Raw genomic sequence first — 23804 nt, forward strand, 5'->3', positions numbered from 1 at the left:
GACGTCAAGAATCCGTATCTTCGAGTGCCCACACAGATTGTCTGATAAATTGTTAAAGAGCAGATGCGACGCGGCTTGCAGCTCACCGTCGCGAGGTGGCGTATATTACGCCTTCCTCTTTCAGAGTCAACCCTGAATTTCAGGATTTTTCTCTTCAACCGACCGGCTGTTTGTGTGAAGTGATTCACATCCGCCGTGTCGATGGAGGCGCATTATAGGGAGTTCTCTGCTGACCGCAATAGAAAAATTGCAGAAAAATGACTGTTTGCTGCATTCCCCAGCAAAACCCTTGGTTATACCCATTTACGCACAGACTTATCCACAAAATGCGCGTTCATTTCCTGGATCTTCTCACTCTGCAAACGATCTTTCAGGGATAAAAGCGGGGCCAGAATTTAAAAAGAAAAATTCGCGAGCGTTGCGCAAACGTTTTCGTTACAATGTCGCCGCAAAATGAGAATGCCCCATAAGGGGCGTTAGCTGAGTTTTTCACGAAAAATTCAGCTAACGCTCTCTGTAATCGTCAAATCCAGGGGATTTACCATGCAACAACGTCGTCCAGTCCGCCGCGCTCTGCTCAGTGTTTCTGACAAGGCCGGTATCATCGAATTCGCCCAGGCACTTTCCGCACGCGGTGTGGAGCTGCTGTCAACGGGTGGCACCGCGCGCCTGTTAGCGGAGAAAGGTCTGCCAGTGACCGAAGTTTCCGATTACACCGGCTTCCCGGAAATGATGGATGGACGCGTAAAGACCCTGCATCCAAAAGTACACGGCGGCATCCTCGGTCGTCGCGGCCAGGACGATGCCATTATGGAACAGCACCACATCGCCCCTATCGATATGGTTGTCGTTAACCTGTATCCGTTCGCCGAGACCGTTGCCCGCGAAGGTTGCTCGCTGGAAGATGCAGTAGAGAACATCGATATCGGCGGCCCGACCATGGTGCGCTCCGCCGCGAAGAACCATAAAGACGTCGCTATCGTGGTGAAGAGCAGCGACTACGATGCCATTATTAAAGAGATGGATGCTAACGAAGGTTCTCTGACCCTCGACACCCGTTTCGATCTCGCGATTAAAGCCTTCGAACACACCGCTGCCTACGACAGCATGATCGCTAACCACTTCGGCAGCATGGTTCCGGCCTACCATGGTGAAAGCAAAGAAGCCGCTGGTCGCTTCCCGCGTACGCTGAACCTGAACTTCATTAAGAAGCAGGATATGCGCTACGGCGAGAACAGCCACCAGCAGGCTGCCTTCTATATAGAAGAGAATGTCAAAGAAGCGTCCGTTGCCACCGCACAGCAGGTTCAGGGCAAAGCGCTTTCCTATAACAACATCGCCGATACCGATGCGGCGCTGGAGTGTGTGAAAGCGTTCAACGAGCCAGCCTGCGTAATCGTCAAGCACGCTAACCCATGCGGCGTGGCGGTAAGTACCTCTATTCTCGACGCTTACGACCGCGCATACAAAACCGACCCGACCTCCGCGTTCGGCGGCATCATCGCTTTCAACCGCGAGCTGGATGCCGAAACCGCGCAGGCCATCATCTCCCGTCAGTTCGTGGAAGTGATCATCGCCCCATCCGCAAGCGAAGAAGCGCTGAAAATTACCGCTGCCAAGCAGAACGTCCGTGTTCTGACCTGCGGCCAATGGGCAAGCCGCGTTCCGGGCCTGGATTTCAAACGCGTTAACGGCGGCCTGCTGGTTCAGGACAGGGATCTGGGTATGGTGAGCGAAGCTGAACTGCGCGTGGTTTCCAAACGCCAGCCGACCGAGCAGGAGCTGCGCGATGCGCTGTTCTGCTGGAAAGTGGCAAAGTTCGTGAAATCCAACGCCATTGTGTATGCCAAAGAGAACATGACCATCGGCATAGGCGCAGGCCAGATGAGCCGCGTGTACTCCGCCAAAATCGCTGGCATTAAAGCAGCTGACGAAGGTCTGGAAGTGAAAGGTTCAGCCATGGCTTCCGACGCCTTCTTCCCGTTCCGCGATGGTATTGATGCCGCCGCCGCCGTTGGCGTGAGCTGCGTTATCCAGCCTGGCGGTTCGATTCGCGACGAAGAGGTGATTGCCGCCGCCGACGAACACGGCATTGCGATGATCTTCACCGACATGCGCCACTTCCGCCATTAATTCAGGGAGCAGACGATGAAAGTTTTAGTCATTGGTAACGGCGGGCGCGAACACGCGCTGGCCTGGAAAGCCGCACAGTCGCCGCTGGTTGATACCGTTTTTGTCGCACCGGGTAACGCCGGCACCGCGCTGGAACCTGCGTTGCAGAACGTGGCTATTGGGGTCACCGATATTCCGGCGCTGCTGAGCTTTGCTCAGAACGAGAAGATTGATCTGACCATCGTTGGTCCGGAAGCCCCGCTGGTAATTGGCGTAGTCGATGCCTTCCGCGCCGCTGGCCTGAAGATCTTCGGGCCAACCGAAGGCGCTGCACAGCTGGAGGGCTCCAAAGCGTTCACCAAAGATTTCCTCGCCCGTCACCAGATTCCGACGGCGGAATACCAGAATTTCACCGAGATTGAGCCTGCCCTGGCTTATCTGCGTGAGAAAGGCGCCCCGATCGTCATCAAGGCCGACGGTCTGGCTGCCGGCAAAGGCGTTATTGTGGCGATGACGCTCGAAGAAGCGGAAGCCGCCGTTCATGACATGCTGGCAGGCAACGCCTTTGGCGACGCAGGCCACCGCATCGTGATTGAAGAGTTCCTCGACGGCGAAGAAGCGAGCTTTATCGTGATGGTCGACGGCGAGCACGTGTTGCCGATGGCCACCAGCCAGGACCACAAACGCGTAGGCAACGGCGATACCGGCCCGAACACTGGCGGCATGGGCGCATACTCACCGGCTCCGGTGGTAACGGATGAAGTGCATCAGCGCACCATGGAACGCATCATCTGGCCAACCGTGAAAGGCATGGCGGCGGAAGGGAATACCTATACCGGGTTCCTGTACGCGGGTCTGATGATCGACAAGCAGGGCAACCCGAAGGTTATCGAGTTCAACTGCCGCTTCGGCGATCCGGAAACCCAGCCGATCATGCTACGCATGAAGTCGGACCTGGTGGATCTTTGCCTGGCCGCCTGCGACGGCAAGCTGGATGAGAAAACCTCCGAGTGGGACGAACGCGCTTCATTAGGCGTGGTGATCGCCGCGGGCGGTTATCCGGGCAGCTACAGCACCGGCGACGAGATCCACGGTCTGCCGCTGGAAGAAGTGGCTGACGGTAAGGTTTTCCACGCGGGCACCAAACTCGCCGATGACGATCGCGTGTTGACCAGCGGCGGTCGCGTACTGTGCGCCACCGCGCTGGGCCACACCGTGGCTGAGGCGCAGAAACGCGCTTACGCCCTGATGACCGACATCCGCTGGGACGGCAGCTTCAGCCGTAACGACATTGGCTGGCGCGCCATCGAGCGTGAACAGAACTAACGGCTGAGTTTAGCCAGTAGCGTTTTGCGCGTAATGCCCAATTGACGGGCGGCTTCGGTTTTGTTGCCGCCCGTTTTTTCCAGCGCCGCCAGAATCACCTCTTTTTCGACGTCCACCAGCGGTTGGATCTCACCACTGTATTCCGTTTTTATCGGCGTCGCGGCAATAGCGAGAGGCAATTCGCGTTCAGAAATGTATTCTCCCGTCAGCAACACCACCGCCCGCTCGATAGCGTTTTCCAGCTCACGGATATTGCCCGGCCAGTCGTAGTGGATCAGCAGATCCATCGCCTGCGGCGTAAACCCCTTCACCGCTTTTCGGTTACGTTCGGCAAAACGCCGCAGAAAATGGTCTGCCAGTAGCGGAATATCTTCCCGACGCTGGCGCAAAGAAGGCATTTCAATCGCCACCACATTCAGGCGGTAATAGAGATCCTGGCGAAAACGACCAGCACTCACCTCTTCCGCCAGGTCGCGGTGGGTAGCGGCAATTAACCGAACATCCACAGATATCGTCTGGTTACTTCCCACGCGTTGCACTTCGCGCTCCTGAATCGCCCGCAGCAAACGTACCTGCATTAACGGCGAGATATCGCCGATTTCATCAAGAAACAATGTCCCGCCGTCAGCTTCGACAAAGCGTCCCTCCCGACGTTTATCCGCGCCGGTAAACGCGCCTTTTTCGTGGCCGAACAGCTCAGACTCCAGCAGCGATTCATTAAGCGCCGCGCAGTTGAGCGCGACCAGCGGTTTATCGCTCCTGGCGCTACAGGCGTGTAGCGCCCGCGCCACCAGCTCTTTACCCGTGCCGGAGTCTCCGTGAATCAATACCGTGGCGTCTGATGGTGCGACCATCGCGATTTCATTCAGTAAATGTTGCATCGCCGGACTGCTGCCAATCATGCCAAACTGCGCAGCCGACGCCGATGGCAATTCAGCGCCCGTTTCCCGCGTATGCGCCAACGCCTTTTCCAGCGTCTCCTGCAGACGGTCAAAATCCAGCGGTTTAATTAAATAGTCGAGCGCGCCGGCTTTCAACGCCTCTACCGCCGTTTCCACGCTGGAGAATGCCGTCATAATCAAAATCGGAATGGCGGGATTGAGCGCTTTAATCTCCTTCAGCGTGGCGATACCGTCCATCTCCGCCATACGCACATCGCACAGTACCAGATCAAAGACTTTCTCACGCACCTGAGCCAACGCATCATGCCCACTGTAGGCCAGAGCGACGTTATAGCCCCAGCCCCGAAGCAGCGCCTGTAAAATCGTGCAGTGGCTTACATCATCATCCACAACCAGAATATCGATTTTTCCGCGTATCACCCTTGTTAATCCTGTTGTCTCGCTATCACTGGCAACCAGATAGTAAAGACCGCGCCTTTACCCTCAATACTTTTCACCTTAATCGCGCCGCCATGCTGTTCGATGATATTTTGCACCACCGCCAGCCCCAGGCCTGTCCCGTCAGCTTTAGTCGTAAAATAAGGTGTAAAAATCGCCTCCAGCTGATCCGGGGCGATCCCTTTCCCGCTATCGGTAACAGTGATGATAACGCGGTCGGTCCCACTTTCTTTTGCCTCTACGCTAATCGTTCCCTGGCGGCCAATCGCATGAATAGCGTTCAGGTACAAATTCAACAGCACCTGAGTCAGCCTGTCCGGGTCAGCCTGAATACGCTTAAGCGTCTCATTCGCCGTGAACCTCAACTGAATCTCTCTGCTTTGGGCATCCTGACTGACCAGATTCAGGGAGTGAGTAATAATATCATTGAGGTTAACCGTCTGGAGCGTCAGATGCGCGGGCTTTACCAGTTCGAGCAATTCGCTTACCACCCGGTTCAAACGGTCGGCCTCTTTGGCCATCACCTGCGCCAGTTCATGCGACTCGCCGCCGGCAGGTGTGCGCTCGGCAAAGTATTTCGCCAGCCCTTTGATGGACGAGAGCGGGTTACGAATTTCGTGCGCGACGCCCGCCGCCAGATGCCCCATCGCCACCAGCTTTTCTTTACGCTTCATTGCATCAAGCAGTTCTCTGTGCGAGCGCTGATAACGCTGATGCCAAAAAAACGCCAGTAACGTTGCCAACAGCACCGCCGCTAACGCAGACAAAACAATCAGCGTATTACGCCACTCCCTTGCCTGTGTCGCGGCCAGCTCGCTGGCGTCAAAGGCAATAAAAATAGTTTGTTTCGCTGGTTCGTCGTCATTGGCGCTACGCGCCATGCCGTGCCCCCTCATACCGTGACCTCTCATACCGAAAAGCGGCTGGAACTGACGGTAAATTTCCAGCGCAGGCACCGTCTCGCCGTTAGCAGCAACGTCGACACGCCGCCAACGCTCCTGCGGCCCGGGGTTTAGTTGATGCATTTCAGATGCGGAATAGAGCGATTTGCCCACCATGCCAGGGTTGCTATGAGTGATGATTACCCCCTGCGCATCCGTTACGGCGAACCACAACACGCCTGGCTGACCCGCCATCTCTTCCAGCAATGTCTGCTGCTGCGCGTGATGCATCCGCATTCCCATACCTACTCGCGTGCCGGACTCCAGAGCGCGAATGAGTACATTTCCCTTTTCCAGCAGCGTCTGCCTGGCGGCAGCGCTCTCACGGCCATAGTCGCGAATGACCATAATGGAAAATAGCCCCACCAGAATGAAGATCGCCACAGGTAACAGTCGACTCAACCACGTTGCAGCGGCATCTTTATGTAATCGTATAAAACTCACAGGCTTCCCCGGCTCGTTTTTATTTTCCTTACTTAAGCAGAGATCATGCCATTCTTCGCTCCGCATAACCGCGCGGTGTCGCACACCCTTTCGGATACTAGTGGGTAAAAATGACTCGCCAGGCGGGTCATGCGAGTCATTTTTACTCGCTTTTTGCCGCCTGAAGCGGGTTAACTCGCTGCCCGACAAGGAATAGTTACCTGGCACGGAAGATGCAAGAGAGAGGATAAGATGAGCAACAGGAGAACGCAAAATGAAACGGAACAATAAATCAGCTATCGCGCTAATCGCCCTCTCTCTTTTGGCCCTGAGCTCCGGCGCCGCCTTCGCCGGGCATCACTGGGGCAACAATGACGGTATGTGGCAACAGGGAGGTAGCCCGTTAACTACGGAACAGCAGGCGACGGCGCAGAAGATTTATGATGATTACTATACGCAGACCAGCGCGCTGCGCCAGCAACTGATATCCAAACGTTATGAATACAACGCGCTACTGACCGCCAGTTCGCCGGATACTGCGAAAATTAACGCGGTTGCCAAAGAGATGGAGTCATTAGGCCAGAAGTTAGATGAGCAACGCGTGAAACGGGATGTCGCGATGGCGCAGGCTGGCATACCACGCGGCGCAGGAATGGGCTATGGCGGTTGCGGCGGCTATGGCGGCGGTTATCATCGCGGCGGCGGTCATATGGGTATGGGAAACTGGTAAAGCATGTTTGCCGAATGGCGGCTTCGCCATTCGGTATTCCATCAAAAGGTTTTCGCTTGCGGCTGCCAGTGACAGAAATCTGAATTCGCCACCAGCAAAAGTTGCGATCCTTCCGGCGCCTCCAGCCATGCTACGCTCACCTCTACCGATGAGTGGTTCTGGCGGCGCTCAATGTGGCTTATTGCCCAGGAATCCAGATCCGGTTTCAGCGTTTCACCTTCACAGGTGGTTACCGTATGGTCGGCGTGCCAGCGTCCCTGGCGTAGTATGACCCGCCCCAGGCGCAAGGCGTCGCTGGTCTGACGGATTTGTTCGGCGCGATAACGATACAAGGCAATCTGATCGTTGGAAAGCTGCTGCTTCTGCCCCCCGACTTCACGCTGCATAAAACTGAGTTCGCCATGAGCGTCGAAACGCGCGCGAATATGTTCTGGCGGTTTGCTGTAAATATTGAGTTCAATAAGCGAAAGCGTATCACCCTGCCAACGATATTCGCTGGTCGTCGTGCTGCCGCTATGCCACGGGCTAAAAACAGAAAGCAGATGGACTTCATCGTTCGTATCTTTACGCCAGATACGCACCGCGCCGTGATCGCCGGCAAAGCCGCTGGCAGTAAACGGAGGCGGTGAAGCGTTATGACTGCAGGCAGTCAGCAACAGCGCGCCAGAAAACAGAAACGCGCGACGCCAGACAGACAAAAGGGGCTGACGAGCCCCTTCGATAAAACTGTTCACAGCTACGCGTCTTACTTAACTGCGTCTTTCAGAGCTTTACCAGAAACAAACGCCGGTACGTTAGCGGCGGCGATTTTGATTTCTTTACCGGTCTGTGGGTTACGGCCAGTGCGCTCAGCACGGTGGTTCACTTTGAAGGTACCGAAACCAACCAGTTGTACAGCATCGCCTTCTTTCAGAGACTCAGTAATAGCAGCCAGAGTGGATTCCAGAGCAGCTTTAGCCTGGGTTTTGGACAGTTCTGCTTTGTCTGCAATTACATCAATCAGTTGAGTCTTGTTCATAAGTTATCCTTACAATGTGTTTATCGCTTGCTAAGCATCGAGTGCGACGGAAATGCCAGAAAAGCACTCTCCTGCATACACGCACCGATAGCCACTTTTTTTCGCCTCCCAAATGTAGACCAGACGGGGGGCATAAGGGAAGCCTTATGGCACGACAAATCAGACGTTAAATCACGTTTTCTGGTGTCATTGCTGAAAATTTATACCGATATTGCTCTCACCAGCCTCGCGCAGGTCTGCCCTGAGCCCTTTTATCAGTTCAATATCGCGTTCTTCGCAGTCGGCTAAAAGTCGGAATATTTCCCACTGAATATCCCATTCCTGTTCAACGGCAGGGTTCGTTTTGAGCTCCTCATCGGTCATTTCCCGACCAGCCTGAGTCATTTCCAACATCGCTACCGTAGTAATGGAAGTCTTACTAACCTCAATAGCGTGTTCCAGCGTTTCGCCGCTAAGGCGAGAATGCATTAATTCGCTTAATGCGACGCAGGCATCAATCGCCGGGTAAACGCCGTACAGATCATAGTCGTCAGCTGCCGGAATTGCCTCTTCAAACTTCTCCAGTTGGCTATCGAAATTGACCTTTGCATCTTTCACCGTCAGGGTTTCCCAGATCAGATCCAGAATGCGACGGTAGATCTGTCCGTCGCCGAATTCCGTCTGCTTGCAAAACATGGCGTAGTTCGGGTACATGCGCTCGCACAAGCAGGCCATAAAGGTAACGTGCTGCCAGCTTTCCAGCCGCTCCAGACGCAAATGAATCGGGTTTTGTAACATGATGGAATCTCGAATCGGAAATTAGCGGCAGTTTACCTGAATCAGCGCTGAATTTCTTGCCAACGAACAAACGCCGGACGTCCGGAAGCGACGGCATCCGCCCAGCGCGTCGGCTCCGGCAGGCGATACCCTTTCATACAGCGCTGTACCCACGCCAGCGCGCTGTCAGTACTGACCCGGTGCCCTGTCGCGATAAACAGCGGATTACAGCGCGCCTTGCTGCGCCATACCCACGCCAGTTGCTCGCCTTTATCCATTAAGGGGCTAAGTGCGCCAGGTTCGGCGGAAAGTGGTTCAAATTTACCGCATAGCCGTTTTTTCGCCACGCCGATGGTCGGCACGTCCACCAACAGTCCAAAATGACTGGCGACGCCAAGCCGACGCGGATGCGAAATACCGTGACCGTCCACAAACAGCAAATCGGGCTTTTGCGAGAGCTGTTCCCACGCCGCCAGCAGCGCAGGATATTCACGAAAAGAGAGAAAGCCGGGGATATACGGCATGGTGGTGGCAATACGCGCCACCTTGTACTCGACCAGTTCAAGCGACGGATATTTCAGCAATACCATCGCCGCCCGCGTCACCTCGCCCCCCTGCTCAAAACCGACGTCCGCCCCGCCGATAAACGCTGGCGGATCTTTGTCCAGGCGATCTTCGCGGCAAACCGATGAAGCAAGTTCTATCTGTTGAGCGCGTAGCGACGCGAGATCCATACTAACTCCTTAGCTGTGATACTGCGCAGAAAGTCGGTGCACTGCCTCCACAAATGCGCCAGCATGTTCTGGCGGCACATCCTGATGGATGCCATGTCCAAGGTTAAAGACGTGCCCTTCTCCCTGACCGAAACCAGCAAGTATAGTCGCTACTTCGTCTTCGATCCGTGCCGGCGGCGCATACAGCATCGAGGGGTCCATATTGCCCTGCAGCGCCACTTTATGGCCAACGCGACGGCGCGCATCGGCGATATCTGTCGTCCAGTCGAGACCCAGCGCGTCGCAGCCGGTTTCCGCCATCGCCTCCAGCCACTGACCGCCACCTTTAGTGAACAGCGTTACCGGCACGCGGCGACCGTCGTTTTCACGCAGCAGGCCATCGACGATTTTATGCATGTAGTAGAGGGAGAATTGCTGGTAATCGCGGCCAGTCAGCACGCCGCCCCAGGTATCGAAAATCATCACCGACTGCGCACCCGCTTTAATCTGCGCGTTGAGGTACAGCGTGACGCTTTTCGCCAACTTATCCAGCAGCAGATGCAACGCCTGCGGGTCAGCGTACATCATCTTTTTAATCACCGTGAAGGCTTTGCTACTGCCGCCTTCCACCATGTAAGTCGCCAGCGTCCACGGGCTGCCGGAGAAGCCAATCAGCGGAACCTCGCCTTTTAGTTCGCGGCGGATGGTCCGTACCGCATTCATCACATAGCCCAGTTCATCCTCCGGATCGGGAATGGGCAGCTTATCGACATCGGCTTTGCAGGTGACAGGGGCCGTAAAGCGCGGGCCTTCCCCGGCTTCAAAATAGAGCCCCAGGCCCATCGCGTCCGGAACCGTCAGGATATCCGAGAAAAGGATCGCCGCATCAAGCGGATAACGGCGCAGCGGCTGTAAAGTGACCTCGCAGGCCAGTTCGGCATTTTTGCACAGCGACATAAAATCGCCCGCCTGAGCGCGAGTGGCTTTGTACTCCGGTAGATAACGGCCCGCCTGGCGCATCATCCACACTGGCGTAACATCAACGGGCTGGCGCAGCAGCGCACGTAGATAACGATCGTTTTTGAGTTCGGTCATTTTTACATTCCTTTAGCGTTGATGCGCCCAGTGTAACATGTCAATCATATTCAGCCCGACACATTGCCACCGTATCTTCGATCAAACGGCGCGCGACGGTGCCCGGCGGCGGCAGTAGCGGCAGATCGTCATAACGGTACCAATTTGCTTCCAACAGCTCTTTCGGGTCGATGACGATATCGCCGCTGTCGTACTCCGCCATGAAAGCGGTCATCAGCGACTGCGGGAAAGGCCACGGCTGGGAAGTCACATAGCGCAGATTTTTCACCTTAATCCCGCTCTCCTCCATTACCTCTCGCGCGACCGCCTGTTCTAAGGTTTCGCCGACTTCAACAAACCCGGCCAGCACGGTATGCACGCCGTTGCGGTGGCGAACGTGCTGGGCCAGCAGGATGGAATCCTCACGGCGAATGGCAACAATAATGCAGGGGGCGATTTGCGGGTAGTAACGCTCGCGGCAATGGCTGCACAGCATCGCCCATTCGGTTTTACTCGGGTGCATAGGGTGCCCGCAATAGCCGCAAAATTTATGCGAACGATAAAACTCCGCCAACTGTACGCCACGTCCCGCCAGTTGGAACAACCCGGCATCCTGATCGATAACCTGGCGAACCGATCCCATATCATGACGTCGATGCTGTAACACCAGCCAAACGGGCTCGCCTTGCCATTCACCTATCCGGAGTGCGCGCTGCCCCACAAGATCGAAATTTGCCGCCAGCCCGTGTGGTAATTCCCCATACGGCAACCATAATTTTTGTTCATGGCTGACGATCCACCAGCCACTCTCTAATTTTTCAATTATACGATCCATAGCTATTGCACTACCTTTGCTTCACTGGCATGTTGTTAACATTATTTTTACATTCATGGCGAGCAGCCTTTATCTAACTTGCGGAGACAATCATGCTAAACCAGCTGGAAAACCTGACGGAGCGCGTTGGCGGAAGCAACAAACTGGTCGATCGCTGGCTGGATGTACGTAAGCACCTGCTCGTGGCTTACTACAATCTGGTTGGCATTAAGCCTGGCAAAGAATCGTACATGCGGCTGAATGAAAAAGCGCTGGATGATTTTTGTCAGAGCCTGGTCGATTACCTTTCCGCCGGGCACTTCAGTATTTATGAACGTATTCTCCATAAATTGGAAGGAAACGGTCAGCTTTTACATGCGGCAAAAATCTGGCCGCTGCTGGAAGATAATACGCAGCGCATTATGGATTATTACGACACCAGCCTGGAAACTGCCATCGATCACGATAATTGTCTCGAATTTCAACAAGCTCTGTCAGATATCGGCGAAGCGCTGGAAGCCCGCTTTGTGCTGGAAGACAAGCTGATTATGCTGGTGTTTGACGCGATGCACGACGGCGCCAGAGTCAAACGTCCCGCTTGAGTTCTGCGCGAGTAACGGGTAGTTTACTTCAGCCCCCTCTTCGGAGGGGCGGTTATCTTGTCGGAGTGCTAATTTTCCACAAAAGCGTTCGTGATGCGTCAAGGCGGCAAGTCGGTGAATCTCCAGGAGCTTACATAAGTAAGTGACTGGAGTGAGCGGACGAAGCCAACGAAGAGGCAGCGCGAAGGATGAAGTGGAAAAGGCTGAGACCGTTAATTCGGGATCCGCGGAACCTGATCAGGTTAATACCTGCGAAGGGAACAAGAGTAATTCTGCTTTATGCTGCTGCCTTTACGGGCGGCGCACATCCATTACTCCATCCGTCGTCTGACAAGCCACGTCCTTAATTTTTTGGAATGAGCTATGTCTACAACAACGTTAACCCGCCGCGAGCAGCGCGCTAAAGCCCAGCATTTTATCGATACGCTGGAAGGGACTGCCTTTCCCAACTCGAAACGCATCTATGTGACCGGTTCGCAGCATGATATTCGCGTACCGATGCGTGAAATTCAACTGAGCCCGACGCTCATCGGCGGCAGTAAAGACAACCCGCAGTTTGAAGAGAACGAAGCCGTGCCGGTGTACGACACCTCCGGCCCCTATGGCGATCCTGAGGTGGCGATTAACGTCCAGCAGGGTCTGGCGAAACTGCGCCAGCCATGGATTGACGCACGTAACGATAGCGAAGAATTAGACGACCGTAGCTCGGCTTATACCAGAGAACGTCTGGCCGACGATGGCCTGGACGATCTGCGTTTTACCGGCCTGCTGACGCCAAAACGCGCTAAAGCGGGCAAGCGCGTCACCCAGTTACACTACGCCCGCAACGGGATCGTCACTCCCGAAATGGAGTTCATCGCTATCCGTGAAAATATGGGCCGCGAGCGCATTCGCAGTGAAGTACTGCGCCACCAGCATCCGGGGATGAACTTCGGCGCACGCCTGCCGGAAAACATCACCCCGGAATTCGTGCGTGATGAAGTCGCCGCCGGACGCGCCATCATCCCCGCCAACATCAACCACCCGGAATCGGAGCCGATGATTATTGGCCGCAACTTCCTGGTGAAGGTCAACGCCAATATCGGCAACTCGGCGGTGACCTCCTCTATCGAAGAAGAGGTGGAAAAACTGGTGTGGGCGACGCGCTGGGGGGCGGATACGGTAATGGACCTTTCCACCGGGCGCTATATTCACGAAACCCGTGAGTGGATCCTGCGTAATAGCCCAGTACCAATCGGCACGGTGCCGATCTACCAGGCGCTGGAAAAGGTCAACGGGATCGCCGAGGATCTTACCTGGGAAGCCTTCCGCGACACGCTGCTGGAGCAGGCCGAACAGGGCGTCGACTACTTCACCATTCACGCGGGCGTGCTGCTGCGTTACGTACCGATGACCGCCAAGCGCCTGACCGGCATTGTCTCGCGCGGCGGTTCGATCATGGCGAAGTGGTGTCTCTCCCATCACAAAGAGAACTTCCTGTTCGAACATTTCCGCGAGATTTGCGAAATCTGCGCCGCCTACGACGTTTCCCTGTCGCTGGGCGACGGCCTGCGACCGGGATCGATTCAGGACGCGAACGACGAAGCGCAGTTCTCCGAGCTGCATACGCTGGGCGAGCTGACCAAAATCGCCTGGGAATACGACGTGCAGGTGATGATTGAAGGCCCGGGCCACGTGCCGATGCATATGATTCAGCGCAACATGACCGAAGAGCTGGAGCACTGCCATGAAGCGCCGTTCTACACCTTAGGGCCGCTGACTACCGATATCGCGCCGGGCTATGACCACTTCACCTCCGGCATTGGCGCGGCGATGATCGGCTGGTTCGGCTGTGCGATGCTGTGTTACGTGACGCCGAAAGAGCATCTCGGCCTGCCGAACAAAGAAGATGTGAAGCAGGGGCTGATCACCTACAAGATCGCCGCCCACGCCGCTGACTTAGCCAAAGGGCATCCGGGCGCGCAGATTCGCGATAACGCGATGTCGAAAGCGCGCTTTGAATTCCGCTGGGAAGATCAGTTTAACCTCGCGCTCGACCCGTTCACCGCCCGCGCCTGGCACGATGAAACCCTGCCGCAAGAGTCCGGCAAAGTGGCGCACTTTTGCTCGATGTGCGGGCCGAAATTCTGCTCAATGAAAATCAGCCAGGAAGTTCGTGATTACGCCGCCGCGCAAGCCATTGAAGTGGGGATGGCGGATATGTCGGAAAACTTCCGCGCCAAAGGCGGCGAAATTTATCTCAAGCGGGAGGAGGCCTGATGTACCAGCCTGATTTCCCGACCGTGCCGTTCCGTCTCGGGCTTTACCCGGTGGTGGACAGCGTTGCATGGATTGAACGCCTGCTGGAGGCGGGCGTGCGCACCATCCAGCTGCGTATCAAAGATAAGCGCGATGAAGAGGTAGAATCCGACGTTATCGCCGCCATCGCACTGGGGCGTCGTTATGACGCCCGCCTGTTCATCAATGATTACTGGCGTCTGGCAATTAAGCACCGCGCTTACGGCGTGCATCTGGGCCAGGAAGACCTTGAAACCACCGACCTGAAGGCCATTCAGGCGGCGGGCTTACGCCTCGGCGTATCGACTCACGATGATATGGAGATAGACGTGGCGCTGGCCGCTAAGCCTTCTTATATCGCACTCGGCCACGTCTTCCCGACGCAAACCAAGCAGATGCCTTCCGCCCCACAGGGGCTGGCGCAGTTGGCCAGTCATATTGAACGACTGGCGGATTACCCGACCGTCGCGATCGGCGGCATCAGCCTTGAACGCGCCCCAGCGGTACTGGCGACCGGCGTCGGCAGCGTGGCTGTGGTTAGCGCCATTACTCAGGCCGCCGACTGGCGCGCCGCTACCGCGCAGTTACTGGATATTGCGGGAGTTGGCGATGAATGACCGCGATTTTATGCGCTACAGCCGGCAAATCCTGCTCGGCGATATCGCCATTGAAGGCCAGCAAAAGCTGCTCGCGAGTCATGTACTGATCGTAGGTTTAGGCGGGTTAGGCTCGCCTGCCGCGCTGTATCTGGCAGGAGCAGGCATCGGCAAACTGACGCTGGTAGACGATGACGACATTCATCTGAGCAATTTGCAGCGCCAGATTCTATTTACCACTGATGATATCGCGCGTTCAAAATCTCAGGTTGCCCAGCAGCGCCTGACACGGCTCAACCCGGATATCGAACTGGTCTCACTCCAGCAGCGACTAAAAGGCGATGCGCTCCGGCATGCAGTCTCGCGAGCCGACGTGGTGCTCGACTGTACCGATAACATGTCCACGCGCCAGGAAATCAACGCCGCCTGCGTCGCGCTCAATATCCCACTCATCACCGCCAGCGCCATCGGCTTTGGCGGTCAGTTGATGGTACTCACGCCGCCGTGGGAACAAGGCTGTTACCGCTGCCTGTGGCCAGATGATGTCGAGCCGGAACGCAACTGCCGCACCGCTGGCGTGCTCGGTCCGGTGGTGGGCGTGATGGGTACCTTGCAGGCGCTGGAGGCGATTAAATTACTCAGCGGTATTGAAACACCGAGCGGAGAGCTACGACTGTTTGACGGCAAAACCAGCCAGTGGCGCAGCCTCATGCTGCGTCGTGCCAGCGGCTGTCCGGTATGCGGAGGGCAGCATGCAAATTCAATTCAATGATGAGCCGATGCAGTGCGCCGCAGGGCAAACCGTCAGCGGGTTGCTTATCCAGCTCAACCAGCTCAAACCGGGTGCCGCGCTGGCGCTCAATCAGCAGATCCTGCCGCGCGAGCAGTGGGAACAGCAAATCGTGCAGGAAGGCGACCAGATCCTGCTTTTTCAGGTTATTGCAGGGGGTTGAGATGTTACATATTGCCGACAAAACGTTAGATTCACATCTGTTCACCGGCACCGGGAAGTTTGCCTCATCGCAACTGATGGTCAAGGCGATTCGCGCCTCCGGCAGCCAGTTGGTGACGCTGGCGATGAAGCGCGTGGATTTACGTCAGCACAACGACGCTATCCTGGCACCGCTGATTGAAGCGGGCGTCACGCTGCTGCCCAATACCTCCGGGGCGAAAACTGCCGAAGAGGCAATCTTCGCCGCCCAACTGGCGCGCGAAGCGCTGGGCACCCACTGGCTGAAATTAGAAATCCATCCGGATGCCCGCTGGCTATTGCCGGATCCGATCGAAACGCTAAAAGCCGCCGAGGCGCTGGTGAAGCAGGGTTTTGTGGTGCTGCCCTACTGCGGCGCGGATCCGGTGTTGTGCAAGCGGCTGGAAGAGGTCGGCTGCGCGGCGGTGATGCCGCTCGGCGCGCCTATCGGTTCGAATCAGGGGCTGGAAACCAAAGCGATGCTGGAGATTATTATCCAGCAGTCCACCGTGCCGGTGGTGGTTGACGCCGGGATCGGCGTGCCCAGCCATGCCGCGCAGGCGCTGGAAATGGGCGCTGATGCGGTGCTGGTCAACACCGCGATTGCCGTGGCGGACAATCCGGTGATGATGGCAACCGCTTTCCGTCTGGCGGTGGAAGCCGGATTACTGGCGCGTCAGGCGGTACCGGGAAGCAAAAGTTCGCAGGCCAGCGCCACCAGCCCGCTCACCGGTTTTCTGGAGGCGTTAGCATGAAAACCTTCACCGACCGCTGGCGGCAGCTGGAGTGGGACGATATCCGCCTGCGCATCAACGGTAAAACCGCCGCTGACGTGGAACGGGCGCTTAACGCGCCACAGCTTAGCCGGGACGATCTGATGGCGCTGCTCTCCCCCGCAGCCGCCGATTATCTGGAACCGATGGCGCAGCGCGCGCAAAAACTTACCCGCCAGCGCTTTGGCAACACCGTCAGTTTCTATGTGCCGCTTTATCTCTCGAACCTGTGCGCCAACGACTGTACCTACTGCGGTTTCTCGATGAGCAACCGCATTAAGCGTAAAACGCTGGATGAGGTGGATATTCAAAGGGAGTGCGATGCTATCCGTAAACTGGGCTTTGAGCATCTGTTGCTGGTGACTGGCGAACATCAGGCCAAAGTAGGCATGGACTATTTTCGTCGTCATTTACCGGCTATCCGCCGTCAATTTTCATCATTACAGATGGAAGTCCAGCCCTTGTCGCAAGAAAACTATGCGGAGCTCAAAACGCTGGGGATCGATGGCGTGATGGTTTATCAGGAAACTTACCATGAGGCAATCTATGCACAGCATCACCTGAAGGGAAAGAAACAGGACTTTTTCTGGCGGCTGGAAACGCCGGATCGGTTAGGTCGGGCAGGTATCGACAAAATCGGTCTTGGCGCGCTGATTGGGCTTTCTGACAGTTGGCGGGTGGACTGCTATATGGTGGCGGAGCATCTGTTGTGGATGCAGAAACACTACTGGCAGAGTCGCTATTCTGTTTCCTTCCCGCGTCTGCGTCCGTGTACTGGCGGTGTGGAACCCGCATCTGTGATGGATGAAAAGCAACTGGTGCAAACGATTTGCGCTTTCCGGTTATTGGCGCCGGAAATTGAATTATCACTCTCCACCCGCGAATCGCCGTGGTTTCGCGATAACGTGATCCCGCTGGCGATCAACAACGTTAGCGCCTTCTCGAAAACCCAGCCCGGTGGGTATGCTGACGATCATCCGGAACTTGAGCAGTTTTCTCCCCACGATGCCCGTCGGCCTGAAACCGTAGCAAGCGCGTTAAGCGCGCAAGGGTTACAGCCCGTGTGGAAAGACTGGGACAGTTGGCTGGGGCGCACTTCGCAAAGCAGATGAGAGAGAATGTAAAAACGTAAATTTATTCCGCGCTGCCACGAAAAATTAAAGGCTGTTGAAAGCGTTACGTTTTTCATGGTAGTGCCGTCAGCGGGAATGTAGTCCAGGGCGAAAAGCGTCTTCCTCGTTTCGCCCTGCCTTCACTATGTTTGAAGGCTGCTGGAAAGCTGGCGAATTCATGTAACCGGTTTCAGTTTTTGTGTGATGCTTTACACATTCACAGTAAGACAATTGTTCTCATCACCTGCCCGGATTAAAAATGAAGTATCAACATAACCGTGAGCTGGTACAAAGAATGAAAGACGCGGCTCAGAAAAAGGCGTGGAAGTCACATCAACGCCGAATTCAAAGAGAACATCGCTACAGCGGGTATTGTTCTGCTGGGTCCACAGGTTAAGTATGAACAAGCCAAGCTCAGGCGCTTACTGACCCATTAGGCAAGAAGGTCGCAGTTATCGATATGATGGATTACGGTATGATGAAAGGCGATGCGGTGCTGGAGAAAGCGTTTAAACTGATAGAGTAACAGCATGGAAGAGTTAGAAACAATTATCATGGAGCTATTGGTCAACGCGGGAGCAACACGTAGCCAGGCGTGAACCGCAGTTTAACTGGCGCGCAAAGGGGATTTCGTCGGCACAGGGCAGGCAATGGAGAAATCGCGAGATTACGTGAAAGTGGCACGTAAAATTCAGACCTAACTTCTCGGTATCGACGAAGGTACGAGTAAGTTGCCGGTCAATTTGATCACCGTGCACTCGCAAGATCATCTGATGAATGCAATGGTTATTCAGGATCTGGCAGGCGGCATGATTGAGCTGTATCGTCGGTTGCCTTTAATCGATTAATTTCTTTTCAATCGCCCAGTGATACACACTTTACCGGGCCCGTGTTTTTTCAACTCAAAATAATAGCTATTTATTAGCTTATCAGCTTCAATCAACAATATTCATATAGCAAATATAATGCATTCCTGATAAAAACATCTCCAAAATAACTGTAATAATTAGATGACGTCCTTTATCATCGTACCCATTAATAAACGTTTGACTGTAAGGACAGGACATGAATCTTTTCAAAGGCACATGTATATATTTTATAAAAGAACAGATTTATAGCAAAAATGGCTTACCCTCCTTTGCGAATACTATTAGCCCTACCAGCATACAGGTATTAAAACAAGTTTATCATTTAATGTATGAACAGCAGGCATTTTATAATGGCGAGCCAATAGACTTTAATAACTTAGATTTATGGGATAAATTTAAAGTCACATTTGGACTCAATGTTACAGAAAAAACCAAACCCAATGGTAAAAAAACTTTCAATTTTGAGTATTGTGGATTTTCTACATTCATCACCCCGATTGATGGTTTTGGTGGGAAGTTACCAAAGTGGTTCTCAGAAAAACATAATGTAAGTGTCCCAACGCCTTATACATTCGGGCAGGACCCCATTCCTGGTGTCAATCTTTATCGTAATACGAAAGCAAAATTTGTTATGGCTAACGGCGGTAATAGTATTCCCTGCGCGATGGCAAAATATAATGCAAAAACTGGACAATTTATTCATATAACCAGTGATAATGAGTTTTTACAAATAATGCGAGAAACAAGAGACATGAAAAAATAATTCATTTATTCATTAAATTTATAATTACAGATAAAATTAAAAGCCAGCATGGCATTGAAAAATAAAAAACTTCTTTTTTGGCTTTGCTGGTATTTATTCTGCCAAGAATAATAGTGGCAATGATAATAAAAAGACAATAGATAAATATCAGCAGAGGGTTATGTTGCAATATATTCAATGACAAAAACAATAAAAACCCAGAGAGAAGTTTTGAGATCCTAATTTTTCTTGTAAATAAAAAAAAACCAAACACTAAATAAAATAATGAAATGATTGCTGGCATTTCCCCTTCCCTGTAACAACTTGATGTACAAGCCCCAGCACAATGCTGGTGGAGGGATAAATACCCCTCCACCATTTAACGATTACTCGTTATCAGAACCGCCCAGACCTGCGTTCAGCAGTTCTGCCAGGCTGGCAGATGCATCTTCCGCAGTGACCTGCGGTGTTGCTGGCTGCTCGCCCGCGGCACGACGGCGCATACGATCCTGGTGGTACGCATAACCGGTACCGGCCGGGATCAGACGACCCACGATAACGTTCTCTTTCAGGCCGCGCAGTTCGTCGCGTTTACCCGCAACGGCTGCTTCGGTCAGGACACGCGTGGTCTCCTGGAACGATGCGGCAGAGATGAACGATTCGGTTGCCAGAGACGCTTTGGTGATACCCAGCAGATCGCGGGAGAAGGTAGCCCCCACTTTGCCGTTCGCTTCCAGCTCGCGATTAGCGATCTTGACGCGAGAGTATTCAACCTGTTCGCCTTCCAGGAAGTCGGAACTACCGGCGCTTTCGATGGTGGCTTTACGCAGCATCTGACGAACGATAACTTCGATGTGTTTATCGTTAATCTTAACGCCCTGCAGACGGTATACATCCTGAACTTCGTTAACAATGTAACGCGTCACAGCATGAACGCCACGCAGACGCAGAATGTCGTGCGGCGCTTCCGGACCATCGGAAATCACATCACCACGTTCTACACGTTCCCCTTCGAACACGTTGAGCTGACGCCATTTTGGAATCATCTCTTCGTACGGGTCACTACCATCAACCGGCGTAATCACCAGACGACGTTTGCCTTTGGTTTCTTTACCGAAGGAAACGATACCTGCGATTTCAGCAAGGATTGCCGGCTCTTTCGGACGACGCGCTTCGAACAGATCCGCAACGCGCGGCAGACCACCGGTGATATCCTTGGTACCGCCGGATTCCTGCGGAATACGCGCCAGGGTGTCACCAGAACTGATCTGTACGCCATCTTCCAGCTGTACAATCGCTTTACCCGGCAGGAAGTACTGCGCAGGCATATCGGTACCCGGGATCAGAACGTCATTACCCTGAGCATCAACGATTTTCAGCGCCGGACGCAGATCTTTACCACCGGTAGTACGTTCAGCCGAATCCAGAACCACCAGCGAAGACAAACCGGTCAGTTCGTCGGTCTGACGCGTAATGGTCTGACCGTCGATCATGTCAGTGAAGCGGATGAAACCACTCACTTCGGTGATAACCGGCATGGTGTGCGGGTCCCAGTTTGCCACGGTTTCGCCGCCGGCAACCTGCTCGCCATCACCTTTCGCCATGACAGCGCCATAAGGCACTTTATAGCTCTCTTTGGTACGACCGAATTCGTCGATCAGCTTCAGTTCGGTGTTACGGGAAGTGATAACCAGTTTACCGCTGGAGTTCACAACCGACTTCACGTTGCTGAGCTTGATGCTACCTTTGTTTTTCACCTGAATGCTGGATTCAGCAGCCGCACGCGATGCCGCACCACCGATGTGGAACGTACGCATCGTCAGCTGTGTACCCGGTTCACCGATGGACTGTGCCGCGATAACGCCGATAGCTTCACCTTTGTTGATGATGTGGCCACGCGCCAGGTCACGACCATAGCAGTGCGCACATACACCAAAGTCGGTGTCGCAGGATACAACGGAACGCACTTTAACGGCGTCAACGGAGTTTGCTTCCAGCAGGTCACACCACTGTTCGTGCAGCAGCGTGTTGCGTGGAACCAGAATGTCCGCGGTACCCGGCTTCAGCACATCTTCCGCCGTCACACGGCCCAGAACGCGGTCACGCAGCGGCTCTTTCACGTCGCCACCCTCGATAACCGGGGTCATCAGGATACCTTCGTGCGTACCACAGTCATCTTCGGTCACCACCAGATCCTGCGCGACGTCAACCAGACGACGGGTCAAATAACCGGAGTTCGCGGTTTTCAGTGCGGTATCTGCCAGACCTTTACGCGCACCGTGCGTGGAGATGAAGTACTGGAGTACGTTCAGACCTTCACGGAAGTTCGCGGTGATTGGCGTTTCGATGATGGAGCCATCCGGCTTCGCCATCAGACCACGCATACCGGCCAGCTGACGAATCTGTGCCGCAGAACCACGCGCACCGGAGTCGGCCATCATGTAGATGCTGTTGAAGGAAACCTGCTGCTCTTCCTGGCCGTCACGGTTAATCACGGTTTCGGTTTGCAGGTTATCCATCATCGCTTTGGATACACGATCGTTCGCCGCAGCCCAGATATCGATAACTTTGTTATAGCGTTCGCCAGCGGTTACCAGACCAGACTGGAACTGCTCCTGGATCTCAGCAACTTCAGCTTCCGCCTCAGAGATGATCTCGTGTTTTTTCTCCGGGATGACCATGTCATCAATACCAACGGACGCACCTGAACGCGCTGCATAAGCAAAGCCGGTGTACATCGTCTGGTCCGCAAAAATAACGGTCGGTTTCAGGCCCAGAATACGGTAGCAAGTGTTCAGCATTTTGGAGATCGCTTTCTTGCCCAGCGCCTGGTTGACGATGGAGAAAGGCAGACCTTTCGGTACGATCATCCACAGAATGGCGCGACCAACGGTCGTGTCTTTCAGGCTGGTGTGCGCAACGAATTCGCCGTTTTCATCTTTTTCATATTCAGTGATACGCACTTTAACGCGCGCATGCAGAGAGGCCAGACCTGCGCGATAGATACGCTCAGCTTCTTTCGGGCCAGTCAGCACCATGCCTTCGCCTTTGGCGTTAACACAGTCACGGGTCATGTAGTACAGACCCAATACCACGTCCTGAGACGGAACGATGATAGGTTCGCCGTTCGCCGGAGACAGGATGTTGTTGGTAGACATCATCAGCGCACGCGCTTCAAGCTGGGCTTCCAGCGTCAGCGGTACGTGAACAGCCATCTGGTCACCATCGAAGTCGGCGTTATATGCCGCACAAACCAGCGGGTGCAGCTGGATAGCTTTACCTTCGATCAGTACCGGTTCAAATGCCTGGATACCCAGACGGTGCAGAGTCGGTGCACGGTTCAGCAGTACCGGGTGTTCGCGGATAACTTCGTCAAGGATATCCCAAACGACAGCTTCTTCACGCTCAACCATTTTCTTCGCGGCTTTGATGGTGGTGGCAAGGCCACGCAGTTCCAGCTTGCCGTAGATGAACGGTTTGAACAGCTCCAGCGCCATTTTCTTCGGCAGACCGCACTGGTGCAGACGCAGGTATGGACCTACGGTGATTACAGAACGACCGGAGTAGTCAACACGCTTACCGAGCAGGTTCTGACGGAAACGACCCTGCTTACCTTTGATCATGTCGGCCAAAGATTTCAGAGGACGCTTGTTAGAACCGGTGATCGCACGACCGCGACGACCGTTATCCAACAGGGCGTCAACCGCTTCCTGCAGCATACGTTTTTCGTTGCGTACGATGATGTCCGGCGCAGCCAGATCCAGCAGACGCTTCAGACGGTTGTTACGGTTAATGACGCGACGATACAGATCGTTCAGATCTGACGTGGCGAAACGACCACCATCCAGCGGAACCAGCGGACGCAGATCTGGCGGCAGAACCGGCAGAACGGTCAGGATCATCCACTCTGGCTTGTTGCCAGACTGTACGAAGGCTTCCAGCAGTTTGATACGCTTGGTCTGCTTCTTACGCTTGGTTTCGGAGTTGGTTTCGTTCAGCTCTTCGCGCAGAGTTTCACACTCTTGCTCCAGATCCATGCTCTTCAGCAGGGCCTGGATAGCTTCCGCACCCATCTTCGCGTCGAATTCGTCACCGAACTCTTCCAGAGCGTCCAGATACTGCTCTTCAGTCAGGATCTGTTGACGTTCCAGGTTGGTCATACCGCCTTCGATAACAACATAAGATTCGAAGTACAGTACGCGTTCGATATCGCGCAGCGGCATATCGAGCAGCAGACCGATACGGGACGGCAGCGATTTCAGGAACCAGATGTGAGCAGTCGGAGACGCCAGCTCAATGTGGCCCATACGCTCACGGCGTACTTTGGTCTGGGTCACTTCAACGCCGCACTTCTCACAAATAACACCACGGTGTTTCAGGCGCTTGTACTTACCGCACAGGCACTCGTAGTCTTTTACCGGCCCAAAGATACGGGCGCAGAAAAGGCCGTCACGCTCAGGTTTGAACGTACGGTAGTTGATGGTTTCCGGCTTTTTAACTTCACCGAAAGACCATGAACGGATCATGTCTGGCGAAGCCAGAGCAATTTTGATCGCATCAAACTCTTCGGTTTTAGTCTGCGCTTTCAGAAACTTTAATAAATCTTTCACGGATTT

Annotated in this window: 20 protein-coding genes, 3 pseudogenes and 1 riboswitch; of the genes and pseudogenes, 13 read left to right on the forward strand and 10 right to left on the reverse strand. The window is 54.4% G+C overall.

Annotated elements, in window-relative coordinates; genetic code table 11:
- The first annotated feature begins 543 nt into the window (after window positions 1-543).
- A complete protein-coding gene (gene purH, locus ACLD4F_RS21225; RefSeq protein ID WP_080108965.1) occupies window positions 544-2133 on the forward strand; it encodes a bifunctional phosphoribosylaminoimidazolecarboxamide formyltransferase/IMP cyclohydrolase in 1590 nt (529 codons plus the stop codon).
- A 15-nt stretch (window positions 2134-2148) separates the two neighbouring features.
- A complete protein-coding gene (gene purD, locus ACLD4F_RS21230; RefSeq protein WP_000866776.1) occupies window positions 2149-3438 on the forward strand; it encodes a phosphoribosylamine--glycine ligase in 1290 nt (429 codons plus the stop codon).
- Here the strand turns inward: purD and zraR are convergent.
- Both zraR and zraS read right to left on the reverse strand, forming a co-directional pair.
- Complete coding sequence (gene zraR / locus ACLD4F_RS21235) at window positions 3435-4760, reverse strand: sigma-54-dependent response regulator transcription factor ZraR (protein WP_080108964.1); 1326 nt, start codon at window positions 4758-4760, stop codon at window positions 3435-3437. The genes purD and zraR overlap by 4 nt on opposite strands.
- Window positions 4761-4765: 5 nt before the next feature.
- Window positions 4766-6163 (reverse strand): two-component system sensor histidine kinase ZraS, encoded by a 1398-nt coding sequence (zraS, locus tag ACLD4F_RS21240; RefSeq protein ID WP_001533549.1) that lies wholly within the window; start codon window positions 6161-6163, stop codon window positions 4766-4768.
- A 253-nt stretch (window positions 6164-6416) separates the two neighbouring features.
- Between zraS and zraP the strand changes: the two genes are divergently transcribed.
- Complete coding sequence (zraP, locus tag ACLD4F_RS21245) at window positions 6417-6872, forward strand: zinc resistance sensor/chaperone ZraP (RefSeq protein ID WP_000828129.1); 456 nt, start codon at window positions 6417-6419, stop codon at window positions 6870-6872.
- 41 nt (window positions 6873-6913) lie between these two features.
- On the opposite strand, the gene ACLD4F_RS21250 is transcribed toward zraP, so the two are convergent.
- The 6 genes from ACLD4F_RS21250 to nudC form a co-directional block, all read right to left on the reverse strand.
- Window positions 6914-7606 carry a DUF1481 domain-containing protein gene (locus ACLD4F_RS21250; protein WP_001083931.1) on the reverse strand — a complete coding sequence of 231 codons (693 nt, stop codon included), beginning with the start codon at window positions 7604-7606 and terminating at the stop codon, window positions 6914-6916.
- Window positions 7607-7617: 11 nt separating this feature from the next.
- Window positions 7618-7890: a nucleoid-associated protein HU-alpha gene (gene hupA / locus ACLD4F_RS21255; RefSeq protein WP_001044509.1), complete on the reverse strand. Its 273-nt coding sequence runs from the start codon at window positions 7888-7890 to the stop codon at window positions 7618-7620.
- A gap of 186 nt (window positions 7891-8076) precedes the next feature.
- Window positions 8077-8667 carry a YjaG family protein gene (locus ACLD4F_RS21260; protein WP_000940092.1) on the reverse strand — a complete coding sequence of 197 codons (591 nt, stop codon included), beginning with the start codon at window positions 8665-8667 and terminating at the stop codon, window positions 8077-8079.
- Between the two features lie 41 nt (window positions 8668-8708).
- On the reverse strand, window positions 8709-9380 hold the full coding sequence (gene nfi, locus ACLD4F_RS21265; protein ID WP_000362359.1) for a deoxyribonuclease V: 672 nt from the start codon (window positions 9378-9380) through the stop codon (window positions 8709-8711).
- Window positions 9381-9389: 9 nt separating this feature from the next.
- Window positions 9390-10454, reverse strand: a complete 1065-nt coding sequence (gene hemE, locus ACLD4F_RS21270) for a uroporphyrinogen decarboxylase (RefSeq protein ID WP_000137629.1) — start codon at window positions 10452-10454, stop codon at window positions 9390-9392.
- A 40-nt stretch (window positions 10455-10494) separates the two neighbouring features.
- Window positions 10495-11268 (reverse strand): NAD(+) diphosphatase, encoded by a 774-nt coding sequence (nudC, locus tag ACLD4F_RS21275; protein WP_000373956.1) that lies wholly within the window; start codon window positions 11266-11268, stop codon window positions 10495-10497.
- A 92-nt stretch (window positions 11269-11360) separates the two neighbouring features.
- On the opposite strand from nudC, the gene rsd reads away from it, so the two are divergent.
- The 10 genes and pseudogenes from rsd to ACLD4F_RS21325 all read left to right on the forward strand — a co-directional run bounded on the left by rsd (window position 11361) and on the right by ACLD4F_RS21325 (window position 19209).
- Window positions 11361-11849: a sigma D regulator gene (rsd, locus tag ACLD4F_RS21280; RefSeq protein ID WP_000934315.1), complete on the forward strand. Its 489-nt coding sequence runs from the start codon at window positions 11361-11363 to the stop codon at window positions 11847-11849.
- A 52-nt stretch (window positions 11850-11901) separates the two neighbouring features.
- Window positions 11902-12126, forward strand: a riboswitch (TPP riboswitch).
- 86 nt (window positions 12127-12212) lie between these two features.
- Window positions 12213-14108: a phosphomethylpyrimidine synthase ThiC gene (thiC, locus tag ACLD4F_RS21285; protein WP_411011022.1), complete on the forward strand. Its 1896-nt coding sequence runs from the start codon at window positions 12213-12215 to the stop codon at window positions 14106-14108.
- Window positions 14108-14743, forward strand: a complete 636-nt coding sequence (thiE, locus tag ACLD4F_RS21290; protein WP_411011023.1) for a thiamine phosphate synthase — start codon at window positions 14108-14110, stop codon at window positions 14741-14743. Before thiC ends, thiE begins: the two co-directional genes overlap by 1 nt.
- Entirely contained in the window at window positions 14736-15494 is a 759-nt protein-coding gene (locus ACLD4F_RS21295; protein WP_411011024.1) for a HesA/MoeB/ThiF family protein, read from the forward strand. Before thiE ends, ACLD4F_RS21295 begins: the two co-directional genes overlap by 8 nt.
- On the forward strand, window positions 15475-15675 hold the full coding sequence (gene thiS, locus ACLD4F_RS21300; RefSeq protein WP_001166833.1) for a sulfur carrier protein ThiS: 201 nt from the start codon (window positions 15475-15477) through the stop codon (window positions 15673-15675). The genes ACLD4F_RS21295 and thiS overlap by 20 nt, the downstream gene beginning before the upstream one ends.
- Window position 15676: 1 nt before the next feature.
- Window positions 15677-16447, forward strand: a complete 771-nt coding sequence (thiG, locus tag ACLD4F_RS21305) for a thiazole synthase (RefSeq protein WP_411011025.1) — start codon at window positions 15677-15679, stop codon at window positions 16445-16447.
- Entirely contained in the window at window positions 16444-17577 is a 1134-nt protein-coding gene (gene thiH / locus ACLD4F_RS21310) for a 2-iminoacetate synthase ThiH (protein WP_411011026.1), read from the forward strand. Before thiG ends, thiH begins: the two co-directional genes overlap by 4 nt.
- A gap of 259 nt (window positions 17578-17836) precedes the next feature.
- Window positions 17837-18103 (forward strand): annotated as a pseudogene (locus ACLD4F_RS21315) (PTS sugar transporter subunit IIB).
- Between the two features lie 85 nt (window positions 18104-18188).
- Window positions 18189-18425: pseudogene (locus ACLD4F_RS21320) on the forward strand (PTS lactose/cellobiose transporter subunit IIA).
- Between the two features lie 437 nt (window positions 18426-18862).
- Window positions 18863-19209, forward strand: a pseudogene (locus ACLD4F_RS21325) (cytoplasmic protein).
- Window position 19210: 1 nt separating this feature from the next.
- On the opposite strand, the gene ACLD4F_RS21330 reads toward ACLD4F_RS21325, so the two are convergent.
- The gene (locus ACLD4F_RS21330; RefSeq protein WP_058109898.1) at window positions 19211-19492 is read right to left on the reverse strand and encodes a hypothetical protein; all 282 of its coding nucleotides are present in this window, start codon (window positions 19490-19492) and stop codon (window positions 19211-19213) included.
- Between the two features lie 82 nt (window positions 19493-19574).
- Window positions 19575-23798, reverse strand: a complete 4224-nt coding sequence (rpoC, locus tag ACLD4F_RS21335; protein ID WP_411011027.1) for a DNA-directed RNA polymerase subunit beta' — start codon at window positions 23796-23798, stop codon at window positions 19575-19577.
- Between the last annotated feature and the right edge of the window lie 6 nt (window positions 23799-23804).

This window comes from Salmonella sp. 741265050_HSA (assembly GCF_046569445.1).
GTDB lineage: Bacteria > Pseudomonadota > Gammaproteobacteria > Enterobacterales > Enterobacteriaceae > Salmonella > Salmonella enterica.

Bases quoted from the DNA above. Each gene is read 5' to 3' on its own strand.
- thiH (WP_411011026.1), top strand. From the start codon at position 16,444: ATGAAAACCTTCACCGACCGCTGGCGGCAGCTGGAGTGGGACGATATC.
- thiG (WP_411011025.1), top strand. From the start codon at position 15,677: ATGTTACATATTGCCGACAAAACGTTAGATTCACATCTGTTCACCGGC.
- hupA (WP_001044509.1), bottom strand. From the start codon at position 7,890: ATGAACAAGACTCAACTGATTGATGTAATTGCAGACAAAGCAGAACTG.
- hemE (WP_000137629.1), bottom strand. From the start codon at position 10,454: ATGACCGAACTCAAAAACGATCGTTATCTACGTGCGCTGCTGCGCCAG.
- purH (WP_080108965.1), top strand. From the start codon at position 544: ATGCAACAACGTCGTCCAGTCCGCCGCGCTCTGCTCAGTGTTTCTGAC.
- ACLD4F_RS21330 (WP_058109898.1), bottom strand. From the start codon at position 19,492: ATGCCAGCAATCATTTCATTATTTTATTTAGTGTTTGGTTTTTTTTTA.
- thiC (WP_411011022.1), top strand. From the start codon at position 12,213: ATGTCTACAACAACGTTAACCCGCCGCGAGCAGCGCGCTAAAGCCCAG.
- rsd (WP_000934315.1), top strand. From the start codon at position 11,361: ATGCTAAACCAGCTGGAAAACCTGACGGAGCGCGTTGGCGGAAGCAAC.
- thiS (WP_001166833.1), top strand. From the start codon at position 15,475: ATGCAAATTCAATTCAATGATGAGCCGATGCAGTGCGCCGCAGGGCAA.
- nfi (WP_000362359.1), bottom strand. From the start codon at position 9,380: ATGGATCTCGCGTCGCTACGCGCTCAACAGATAGAACTTGCTTCATCG.
- ACLD4F_RS21260 (WP_000940092.1), bottom strand. From the start codon at position 8,667: ATGTTACAAAACCCGATTCATTTGCGTCTGGAGCGGCTGGAAAGCTGG.
- purD (WP_000866776.1), top strand. From the start codon at position 2,149: ATGAAAGTTTTAGTCATTGGTAACGGCGGGCGCGAACACGCGCTGGCC.
- nudC (WP_000373956.1), bottom strand. From the start codon at position 11,268: ATGGATCGTATAATTGAAAAATTAGAGAGTGGCTGGTGGATCGTCAGC.
- thiE (WP_411011023.1), top strand. From the start codon at position 14,108: ATGTACCAGCCTGATTTCCCGACCGTGCCGTTCCGTCTCGGGCTTTAC.
- zraP (WP_000828129.1), top strand. From the start codon at position 6,417: ATGAAACGGAACAATAAATCAGCTATCGCGCTAATCGCCCTCTCTCTT.
- ACLD4F_RS21295 (WP_411011024.1), top strand. From the start codon at position 14,736: ATGAATGACCGCGATTTTATGCGCTACAGCCGGCAAATCCTGCTCGGC.